The sequence below is a fragment of the Cryobacterium sp. Hz7 genome, from assembly GCF_004402815.1.
Lineage (GTDB): Bacteria > Actinomycetota > Actinomycetes > Actinomycetales > Microbacteriaceae > Cryobacterium > Cryobacterium sandaracinum.
The window spans coordinates 97,627-107,621 of the sequence record NZ_SOFB01000057.1 but is presented as its reverse complement, the minus strand read 5'-3'; the positions used below and the strand labels follow the sequence as shown (position 1 = coordinate 107,621).

General features: G+C 68.0%; 12 protein-coding genes. All 12 read right to left on the bottom strand.

Annotation, left to right across the window (positions count from 1 at the left end; all coding sequences use genetic code 11):
* Positions 1 to 25: 25 nt before the first annotated feature.
* Positions 26 to 1,021, bottom strand: coding sequence for a prolipoprotein diacylglyceryl transferase (gene lgt / locus E3N86_RS15510; RefSeq protein WP_134512253.1), 996 nt, complete (start codon positions 1,019 to 1,021; stop codon positions 26 to 28).
* A gap of 72 nt (positions 1,022 to 1,093) precedes the next feature.
* Positions 1,094 to 1,930 carry a tryptophan synthase subunit alpha gene (trpA, locus tag E3N86_RS15505; RefSeq protein ID WP_104100534.1) on the bottom strand — a complete coding sequence of 279 codons (837 nt, stop codon included), beginning with the start codon at positions 1,928 to 1,930 and terminating at the stop codon, positions 1,094 to 1,096.
* A complete protein-coding gene (gene trpB, locus E3N86_RS15500) occupies positions 1,927 to 3,144 on the bottom strand; it encodes a tryptophan synthase subunit beta (protein WP_104100533.1) in 1,218 nt (405 codons plus the stop codon). Before trpB ends, trpA begins: the two co-directional genes overlap by 4 nt.
* Positions 3,145 to 3,915 carry an indole-3-glycerol phosphate synthase TrpC gene (gene trpC / locus E3N86_RS15495; protein ID WP_104194870.1) on the bottom strand — a complete coding sequence of 257 codons (771 nt, stop codon included), beginning with the start codon at positions 3,913 to 3,915 and terminating at the stop codon, positions 3,145 to 3,147.
* 4 nt (positions 3,916 to 3,919) lie between these two features.
* On the bottom strand, positions 3,920 to 4,144 hold the full coding sequence (locus E3N86_RS15490; RefSeq protein ID WP_104100531.1) for a DUF6704 family protein: 225 nt from the start codon (positions 4,142 to 4,144) through the stop codon (positions 3,920 to 3,922).
* A 100-nt stretch (positions 4,145 to 4,244) separates the two neighbouring features.
* Positions 4,245 to 4,892, bottom strand: a complete 648-nt coding sequence (locus E3N86_RS15485; RefSeq protein ID WP_104100530.1) for a Trp biosynthesis-associated membrane protein — start codon at positions 4,890 to 4,892, stop codon at positions 4,245 to 4,247.
* Positions 4,893 to 6,434, bottom strand: a complete 1,542-nt coding sequence (locus tag E3N86_RS15480) for an anthranilate synthase component I (RefSeq protein WP_134420595.1) — start codon at positions 6,432 to 6,434, stop codon at positions 4,893 to 4,895. It abuts the gene before it with no gap.
* 2 nt (positions 6,435 to 6,436) lie between these two features.
* Positions 6,437 to 6,856 carry a phosphoribosyl-AMP cyclohydrolase gene (hisI, locus tag E3N86_RS15475; RefSeq protein ID WP_104100528.1) on the bottom strand — a complete coding sequence of 140 codons (420 nt, stop codon included), beginning with the start codon at positions 6,854 to 6,856 and terminating at the stop codon, positions 6,437 to 6,439.
* A gap of 38 nt (positions 6,857 to 6,894) precedes the next feature.
* A complete protein-coding gene (hisF, locus tag E3N86_RS15470) occupies positions 6,895 to 7,656 on the bottom strand; it encodes an imidazole glycerol phosphate synthase subunit HisF (protein WP_104100527.1) in 762 nt (253 codons plus the stop codon).
* Between the two features lie 51 nt (positions 7,657 to 7,707).
* The gene (gene hisG, locus E3N86_RS15465; RefSeq protein WP_104100526.1) at positions 7,708 to 8,547 is read right to left on the bottom strand and encodes an ATP phosphoribosyltransferase; all 840 of its coding nucleotides are present in this window, start codon (positions 8,545 to 8,547) and stop codon (positions 7,708 to 7,710) included.
* A 78-nt stretch (positions 8,548 to 8,625) separates the two neighbouring features.
* Complete coding sequence (locus tag E3N86_RS15460; protein ID WP_104100525.1) at positions 8,626 to 8,889, bottom strand: phosphoribosyl-ATP diphosphatase; 264 nt, start codon at positions 8,887 to 8,889, stop codon at positions 8,626 to 8,628.
* 12 nt (positions 8,890 to 8,901) lie between these two features.
* Positions 8,902 to 9,570, bottom strand: a complete 669-nt coding sequence (rpe, locus tag E3N86_RS15455; RefSeq protein ID WP_134342455.1) for a ribulose-phosphate 3-epimerase — start codon at positions 9,568 to 9,570, stop codon at positions 8,902 to 8,904.
* Positions 9,571 to 9,995: the final 425 nt, after the last annotated feature.

Genomic DNA, 9,995 nt, shown 5'->3' with positions numbered 1-9,995 from the left:
GAACAGGTTGGAGTCAACCTTGAGCCTAGAGGCGCGAGTTGCTGGTGCTTGTGGCTGCAACGTCGCCTGATCCGGCGGGACCGACGGCCTTGTCACCGTGATCCTTGGGGTCCGAATCAAACTCATCAGATTCTACCTCAGCGTCGGGCCCCTTCCACTCGCGGCCGGGAATGTACACGCTCGCGGGCAGGCCCGTGTGGCGCTTGCTCTGCACGACGATCAGGATGATTCCCAGCAGGATGGCGGCGAAAGCGGCCCACACATTAGTGCGGAGGCCGAAGAACATCTCGCTCGGGTCGACCCGGATCGATTCGAAGAAGCTGCGGCCGAGGCCATACCAAATCAGGTAGACGCCGAAGGCCTTGCCCCAGCGGAGCGCGACCTTGCGTTCGATCGCGAGGATCAGGACGACGCCGACCACGTTCCAGACCATCTCGTAGAGGAAGGTTGGGTGAAACAACGTTTCGGGGGGAAGCCCGATCGGGAGGGCCGGGTTCGCCGCGGACACCTCGAGGCCCCAGGGCAGGTCGGTCGGCAGACCGAAGAGCTCCTCGTTGAACCAGTTGCCGAGACGGCCCATGGCCTGCGCCACGAGCATCCCCGGTGCCAGGGCGTCCGCGAAGGCCCAGAACCGGATGCCCGAGATGCGGCAGCCGATGTAAGCGCCGACGGCCCCGCCCAGGAGCGCTCCGAAGATGGCGTTGCCGCCGTTCCAAATGGCGAACACCTCGAGAGGGTTGGCACCCTCGAAGAAGTAGTCGGAGGGGTGCGTGAACACATGGTAGAAGCGCGCGCCGACGATGCCGAGCGGAACGGCCCACAGGATGATGTCCAGCACCACGCCCGGCTCTCCGCCGCGCGCAGACAGTCGGCGGCTCGTCATGACGGTGGCGGCGATGATCCCTGCCAGAATGCAGAGGGCGTAGGCGTGGATGGTGAACGGGCCGAGGGTGAACGAGCTCCATTCGGGGCTCGGGCTCGGGATGCTCAGAAGAAAAGACACCTGGGGACTACCTTTCATCGTGGCGCCGGGGAGGCCCCGTGACCGCCTCGGTCAACTTACCTTAGCTTTTGGGTGCTTCGATGGCGGGGATCAGACGGCGGGGCGCAGATCCCGGGCACTGGCCGCGAGGTCACGGGTGAGGACGGCCAGGGCCGGCACTCCCCCGTCGGACAGTGCCTTGACCAGGGCGGAACCGACGATGGCGCCATCGGCGTAGGCGAGGATCTCCCGCACCTGCTCCGGGGTGGAGATGCCGAGTCCGACGCACGCGCTGGTGGACCCGACGGCGCGGAGGCGGTCGACGAGCACCCGCGCGGCGGAGTCCACGTCGCCACGGGCGCCGGTGATTCCCATGGTGGAGGCCGCGTAGACGAAGCCGCGGCTGGCGTCCACTGCCTGACGCAGCCGGGCGTCGGACGACGACGGGGCGGCGAGGAAGACACGGTCGAGTCCGGTTCGCGTGCTGGCTCCCACCCAGGCGGCCGCGTCGTCGGGGATGAGGTCGGGCGTGATCAGCCCGGCGCCTCCCGCCGCGAGCAGGTCGTCGGCGAACCGGTCCACGCCGTACTGCATGATCGGGTTCCAGTAGGTCATGACCAGAACGGGCACGTTCACCTGGGCGGTGATCGCCGCGACGGCCTCGATCCCGTGCCGCAGCCGAAAGCCGTTGGCCAGAGCCTGCTGGGTGGCCGCCTGGATCACTGGCCCGTCCATGACGGGATCGGTGTACGGCAGGCCCAGCTCGATGACGTCGACACCGTTCTGCGCGAGTGCCACGGCCGCGTCGATGCTCTCGGTCAGGGTGGGAAACCCGACGGGCAGGTAGCCGATCAGAGCACCGCCGCCCTCGGAGCGGCGACGGGCGATTGTCGCCTCGACCGTGCTCGTCGTTCCGGTCGTGGAACCCGTACCTGTTTCCGTGCTCATGACTGTTCCGCGCCCTTGTCGAGCAGGTCGAAGTACCGACCCGCGGTTTCCATGTCCTTGTCGCCGCGTCCGCTGAGGTTTACCAGGATGGTGGCGTCAGGTCCGAGCTGCTTGCCGAGGTCCAAGGTGCCGGCGAGGGCGTGCGCCGACTCGATGGCGGGGATGATGCCCTCCGTGCGGCTGAGCAGCCGGAGGGCGCTCATCGCCTCGTCATCGGTGACCGGCAGGTAGGTGGCCCGGCCGATACTGGCGAGCCACGCATGTTCCGGGCCCACCCCCGGGTAGTCCAGACCCGCAGAGATGGAGTGCGACTCCACGGTCTGACCGTCTTCGTCCTGCAGCAGGAAGCTGCGGGCGCCGTGCAGGATGCCGGGGCGCCCCTTGGTGATCGTCGCCGCATGGCGCAGGGTCTCCGCGCCGTCACCGCCGGCCTCGTAGCCGACCAGGGCCACCTCCGGGTCGTCGAGGAACGCGTGGAAGATACCCATGGCGTTCGAACCACCGCCGACGCAGGCGGTGACCGCGTCGGGGAGGCGGCCGGTGAGGTCCAGCACCTGCTGGCGGGCCTCCTCGCCGATGATCTTCTGGAAGTCGCGCACCATGGCCGGAAACGGATGCGGCCCGGCGACGGTACCGAAAATGTAGTTGGTGGTCTCAACGTTGGTGACCCAGTCACGCATGGCGTCGTTGATGGCGTCTTTCAGGGTGCGGGACCCGGTCTTGACCGGCACGACCTCGGCGCCGAGCAGTCGCATCCGGGCCACATTCAGGGCCTGGCGCTCCGTGTCGACCTCGCCCATGTAGACGACGCAGTCGAGCCCGAACAGGGCGGCGGCCGTCGCGGCCGCCACGCCATGCTGCCCGGCGCCCGTCTCGGCGATGACGCGGGACTTGCCGATGCGCTTGGTGAGAAGAGCCTGGCCGAGCACATTGTTGATTTTGTGCGAGCCGGTGTGGTTGAGGTCTTCCCGCTTGAGGATGATGCGGGCACCGCCGGCGTGCGCGGCGAACCGGGGCACCTCGGTGATGATGGACGGGCGCCCGGTGTAGCTCCGGTGCAATTCCATCAATTCGGCCGCAAAGGCCGGGTCCTGCCGTGCCAGAGCGTACTCGTCGGTCAGCTCGTCGAGGGCAGCCACGAGGGACTCCGGCACGAACCTCCCGCCGAAGTCGCCGAAGTACGGGCCTGCTTCTGTTCTGAGGGACGTTGACATTTAAACCGCCAGGAATTCGGAGAGGGTTCGGATGGGATCGTTTGTGACGAGGGCCTCGCCGACAAGCACGATGTCGGCGCCGGCGGCGCGGTAGTGCGCCACGTCGGCGGCGGTCTTGACGGCCGATTCGGCGACGCGGACGACGCCCGAGGGGATCCGGTCCGCGAGCCTGCCGAACAGGTCCTGATCGAGTTGGAACGTGGACAGGTCGCGGGCGTTTACCCCGACGAGGCTTGCGCCAATGGCCAGGGCACGGTCGACCTCCTCGGCGCTATGGGTCTCGACCAGCGCGGTCATGCCGAGCTGGCGCACGAGGTCGTGCAGGGAGACCAGGGTGGTCTGGTCGAGTGCGGCGACGATGAGCAGAACCATGTCGGCACCTGCCGCCCTGGCCTCGAAGACCTGGTACGGCAAGCCGATGAAGTCTTTACGCAGCACCGGGATGCGCACGGCGGATCGCACTTGCTCGAGGTCTGACAGGGAGCCGAGGAACTTGCGACCTTCGGTGAGCACGCTGATCGCGCTGGCGCCGCCGAACTCGTAGGAGACGGCGAGGGCGGCAGGGTCCGAAATCTCGGCCAGGGTGCCCCGGGACGGGCTGGCGCGCTTGACCTCCGCGATGATCTTGACCTGATCGGCGGGTGCGAGCACCGCCAGGGCATCGATCGCGGGAGTTTGGTCGAGAGCGGTTGCCTCGACGATGGCGAACGGACGGGCGGCCCGACGAAGTTCAGCGTCGGCTACGGCCCCGGCTAGAAGATCAGACAGCACTCGACTAGTGGCCCAGGTGAGCCGTATCGGCTACGCCGTAACCGATTTTGGCGAGGATCCGGCCGACCAGCAGGCCAACCACCAGCAGGCCGACGGATGCCCAGACGAGCCAAGGGATCACCAGAAAGAAGGCAACGGTGCCGATCGCGACGGCGAGAAGCATGATGGTGACGGCGGTCCAGGCCGCGATCGAATGGCCTTCACCTGGGTCTACCGATTCAAAGCTCATGATTCTCCTCTTGTGCGCTGACGGACAAGTCAAGTCTAGCGGCCCCACGGTTCCCCGGCCTCCCCAGCGCACCAGGTGAAACCGGGAATCAGGTCTCGATTCACTGCGGGGTGGTGGGGTCTTCGCCGCGGCTCAGCCCGTCCCAGTCGTCGATGGCGTCACGTTCGGGTGCGGAAACGTCCGCGGCGTCGGGACCGTCGGCATCCGTCGACTCGGCCGACTCGGCCGCTTCGAATCGCACGGCCTGGTAGCGGGACGTCGGTCCGGGCCAACGCCGGGACGTGACGAGCACCCCGACCCCGGCGCCGCCCATGACCACGCCGGCGAGCAGCGCGATGAACGGCCACGGGGTCACGGCCGCCGAGGCGACGGTGTCGACGACCGAGTCTGCGCCGGAGATTCCGGTGGCATCGGTGACCGCGCCGGCACTGGCCGCCGCCGGATCGGTGACGGCCAAAATAGCCGAAAGGCACACGGAGAAGCCGAGCAGAACCTGAAGCAGGCCGAGGACCACCCGGATGACAGGACCGGCGATACTCAGGGCGCCGGCGAGGGCCAGTCCGGCGAGGGCAAGGGCTGTCACCCCGGGGGCGGCCGTGGAGCCGGACACCTCGAGGCTGTGCACAGCCGAGCCGGACTGCTCCACGATGACGTTCACCCAGACCTGGGTCCAGGCCAGCAGGGCCAGACCGCTGGCCGCCAGCACCACGAGGATGTGCCCGAGCTTGAGGCGCCGTGCGGATGCCACCTAGCGCACCCGCTTCATGGCGTTCGCGACCGCGACTGCGCGAAGGGGCGCCGCGGCCTTGTTCTGCGACTCCTGGTATTCCGACGCCGGGTCGGAGTCCGCGACGAGGCCGCCGCCGGCCTGCACGCGGGCGACGCCATTCATGATCGTTGCGGTCCGAATGGCTATGGCCAGGTCCGCGTCCCCGGCGAACCCGAAGTAGCCGACCACCCCCCCGTACACGCCGCGCTGCGCGGGCTCGAGCGCGTCGATGATCTCGAGGGCGCGCGGTTTCGGGGCCCCGGAGAGAGTGCCGGCCGGGAACGTGGCGCGGAAGACGTCGATCGCGGACCGGCCCGGCAGCAGGTTCCCCTCCACCGAGGAGACGAGGTGCATGATGTGGCTGAACCGCTCGATGCGCATGAACTCGGTCACCTCGACCGAGCCGGGTGCACACACCTTGAGCAGGTCGTTGCGGGCCAGGTCCACGAGCATCAGATGCTCGGCGCGTTCCTTGGCGTCGCCCGCGAGCTCGGCTTCGAAGTCGGCGTCGGCCTCCGGGGTCGTGCCGCGCGGCTTCGAGCCCGCGATCGGATGCGTGAACACGCGGTCGTTCTGCACCTTCACCAAGGCCTCCGGGGAGGAGCCCACGATCCAGTAAGTCTCCTTCTCCGGCGATTCCAGGCTCAGCAGGTACATGTAGGGCGACGGGTTGAGGCTGCGCAGCACCCGGTAGACGTCGATGGGGTCCGCCGTGCACTCCTGGTCGAACCGCTGGGAGACGACCACCTGGAACACGTCACCGTCGACGATGTGCTCCTTGGCGACGTCGACAGCGGCGAGGAAGTCCTCACGTCGGGTGCGGTTCGTCGGGGAGGCGGGCGTGGCGAGGTCGACCTCTGCGAGCCAGGTCTCGGAGGGCTCGGCCAGGCGAGACTGCAGGGCGTCGAGCCGGTCCTGGGCGGCGGCCCAGAGGGCATCCGGTTCGTCGTGGCCGTCGTTGAGAACGTTGGCAATGAGCTGCACGGTGCCGAATTTGTGGTCGATCACGACGAGGTCGGCCACGAAGCTGAAGGCCTGGCCCGGCACGTCGTAGTCCGCCGGCGGGCGATTCGGCAGGCGCTCGATCTGGCGGATCGCCTCCCAGCCGATGAATCCGACGAGGCCGCCGGTCAGGGGTGGGTGGCCGGGCATCCGCGGGGTTTCCCAGCGTTCGTGGAGGGCCGCGAGAGCCGCCAGCGGGCCGAGGCCGGTGGCGTCGCCGAGGGCGCGCTCAGCCGAGAGGCCATAGTCGAGCCAGCGGGTCTCGTCGCCCTGCTGGGTGAGCACGCCGAACGAGGACACGCCCACGAACGAGAACCGCGACCAAATGCCGCCCTGCTCGGCGGACTCGAGCAGAAAGCTACCGGGCTGGCCGGCAGCGAGCTTGCGGTAGATGCCCACCGGGGTTTCGCCGTCGGCGAAGAGTTCGCGCACCACGGGGAACACCCGGTGGTCGTCGATCTGGAGCGCGAACTGCCCGGCGGTGGTCGTCGGGGCTGGGCCGGAGCTGTTCGGTGCCATGGTCAGTCCTTCGGTTTTTGGGTGGTTGCCCGGTCTGCTGCCACGTCGGGTGCCGCGGGGCGGGCGCCGGTCACGACCTCGATGCCGCGCCCGTCGAAACAGGTGCGGGAGCCGGTGTGGCAGGCTGCTGCGACCTGGTCCGCCTGCACCAGGAGGGTGTCCGCGTCACAGTCGAGCGCGGCGGACTTCACATACTGGCCGTGGCCGGAGATGTCGCCCTTGCGCCAGAATTCCTGGCGACTGCGCGACCAAAACGTCACGCGCCCCTCGGTGAGCGTGCGGCGCAGCGCTTCCCGGTTCATCCAGCCGAGCATGAGCACCTCACCGGTGTCCCACTGCTGGATCACCGCCGGCAGCAGGCCGTCGGAGTTGAAGACGGCCCTGGCCAGGGCGTCATCGAGGGTGGAGAGTACATCGGTCATTTACGGAGCCGTTTCGGGTCGGGTAAGGCACAGCATCATCAGCGCACGGGCATTCCGGCGTGCCGGAGCTCCGCCTTGATGTCGCCGACGGTCAGCTGGCCGCTGTGGAACACGGATGCCGCGAGCACGGCATCCGCCCCCGCCGCGATGGCCGGGGGAAAATCCTCGACCCGGCCGGCGCCGCCGGAGGCGATCACCGGAACGGTGCTCAGGGCGCGCATCAGCGTGATGAGTTCGACGTCGAAGCCCGCCTTCGTGCCGTCGGCGTCGATGGAGTTGACGAGCAGCTCGCCGACCCCCAGCCCGACGGCCGTCTGCGCCCAGGCGAGAGCGTCCAGGTCGGTTTCGGTGCGGCCACCGTGGGTGGTGACGACGAAGCCGGACTCGGTGCGCCCGCTACGCTTCACATCAAGCGAGAGCACGAGTACCTGGGAGCCGAACCGGTCGGCGATCTCCCCGATCAGGGCGGGCCGCTTGATGGCGGCGCTGTTGACTCCGACCTTGTCGGCACCACTGGCCTGCAGCCGGGACACGTCCTCGACCGTGCGGATGCCGCCGCCCACCGTAAGCGGGATGAAGACCTGCTCTGCGGTGGCGCGCACGACGTCATAGGTGGTGGCACGGTTGTCCACCGTGGCGGTCACATCGAGGAAGGTGAGTTCGTCGGCTCCCTGCTCGTAGTACCGGCGGGCGAGTTCGACCGGATCGCCTGCGTCTCGCAGATTCTGGAAGTTCACGCCCTTGACCACGCGGCCGTCGGCCACGTCGAGGCAGGGTATGACCCGCACCGAAAGACTCACGATTGTGCCTCCATTGTGTGTCGCCGCATCTGGGTACCGCCGGTCAGCCCGTTACAAGCGGGCGTTGTGAATGGAGCTGATCAGGATGGCGCGCGCCCCGAGCTCGTAGAGGGCGTCCATGACATGGTTCGTGTTCAGGCGCGAGATCATCACACGCACGGCAACCCATTCCGGGTCGTGCAGGGACGATACGGTGGGCGACTCGATGCCGGGCGCCAGCAGGCAGGCGTCGTCGAGGAGCGTCTGCGGGATGTCGTAGTCCATCAGCACGTACTGGCGGGCCACGAGCACGCCCTGCAAGCGGCGCAGGAGGGTCGCGATGCCGGGCTTGTCGTTCTCGGAGCTGATCAGCACGGCCGTGGACTGCAGGATGACCGGGCCGAAGATCTCGAGGCCGGCCTTGCGCAGCGTGGAGCCGGTGGAGACGACGTCGGCGACGGCATCCGCCACGCCGAGCTGAACGGCTGACTCGACCGCGCCGTCGAGGGTGACCAGTGTCACGCTGACGTCGTGCTCGGCGAGGAAGGCCTCGACCAGTCCGGGGTAGCTGGTGGCGACGCGATGGCCGGACAGGTCGGCCAGGTCGGTGAAGCGGCCTGCGGGGCCGGCGAAGCGGAAGGTGGAGTCGCCGAAGTCGAGGCTGGCGATCTCCTGGGCGGTGGAGCCCGAGTCGAGCAGCAGGTCGCGCCCGGTGATTCCCACGTCGAGGGCTCCGGAGCCCACATAGGTGGCGATGTCGCGGGGACGCAAGTAGAAGAACTCCACGTCGTTGCGGGGGTCGGCGACGACGAGGTCGCGCGGGTCGCGGCGGCCGGTGTAGCCGGCCTCGAACAGCATCTGCGCGGCGGTTTCGGACAACGAGCCCTTATTGGGCACGGCAATTCTCAGCATTTGGGCACTCTCTGCGTCTTCAGGTTCTGGCGAACAGGTCTCACGGGGTCAACCGGGTGGAGTCTCTCTGATGACGCGTCACAGATGGCGGTACAGGTCGGCGGGGGTCAGCCCCTTCGCCAGCATCATCACCTGTACGTGGTACAGCAGCTGGCTCATCTCGGCGGCGGTTTCGTCGTCGCTCTGGAACTCGGCGGCCATCCAGACCTCGGCGGCTTCTTCGACGATCTTCTTGCCGATGGCATGTACGCCGGCGTCGAGTTCGCGCACGGTCCCCGAACCGTCGGGGCGGGTCCGTGCCTTGTCGCTCAGTTCAGCGAACAGGTCGTCAAAAGTCTTCACCTGACTAGGGTACTAGTGCGCGTGCTGGTGTTCGGTCGCGGCGGCGCGCAACAGGGCGATCTGCTTCGCCGGGTCCGCGGCGTTGAACACGCTGGAGCCGGCGACGAACGTGTTCGCCCCGGCCTCGGCGGCGATGACGATGGTGTCCTCGGTGATGCCGCCGTCGACCTGCAGCCAGACGTCCAGGCCGGACTTCTTCACGGCCTCCGACAGGGTGCGGAGCTTGCGCATGGTGGAGGGCATGAAGCTCTGCCCCCCGAAGCCGGGTTCGACGGTCATCACGAGCACCTGGTCGAATTCGGGCAGAAGCTCGAGGTAGGGCTCGATGGCCGTGCCGGGCTTGAGGGCGATGCCGGCCCGGGCGCCGATCGAGCGCAGCTTGCGGGCCAGGCCGACCGGGTTGGTCGTGGCCTCCGCGTGGAAGGTGACCGAGAACGCGCCGGCTTCGGCGTAGCCGAGCGCCCAACGCTCCGGGTTCTCGATCATCAGGTGCAGGTCGAAGGGCAGCGGGGAGACCTGGGCGAGGCGGTCGACGACGGGCGGTCCGAACGTCAGATTCGGTACAAAATGGTTGTCCATGATGTCGACGTGCACCAGGTCGGCGGTGCGGATGCGCCCCAGGTCCCGTTCGAGATTGGCGAAGTCGGCGGCGAGGATGCTGGGGTTAATCCGGGTGACCATGCCTTCACCCTACTGCGGCGAGCCCCGGCGGCTCGAAAGTCCCCTGCCGGTCGAGTCCAAGGCCCTGGAGCGATCCCGTCCCGAACGAATTCGACGGAGATTTTGCCGAAATGGGCCCAGAACCTTTCAAAAAAGTAGTTTTCAACCAGAATCTCCGTCGAATTCGTTCGGGCTGCGACGGAGAAGGATGCGAGTGCCTGGACCTCACAAGCCCTGCCGCAGATTCGGCGCGGGTTGTGGCTAACGCAGGAGATCCGTCCGGCTACACCGGCATCCGAACTGGTCCCGTACTGGTCCGCGGCGGCTGGGCAGCCCGGACGACGGATGTCCTGAATTGGCCACGCGACGCGCGGGCGCGGCCGGGGCGACGCCGGCCCGCACGCATGCCGGCTGGCTGGCCGAGGCAGAGCCGCAGCCGCAGGAAC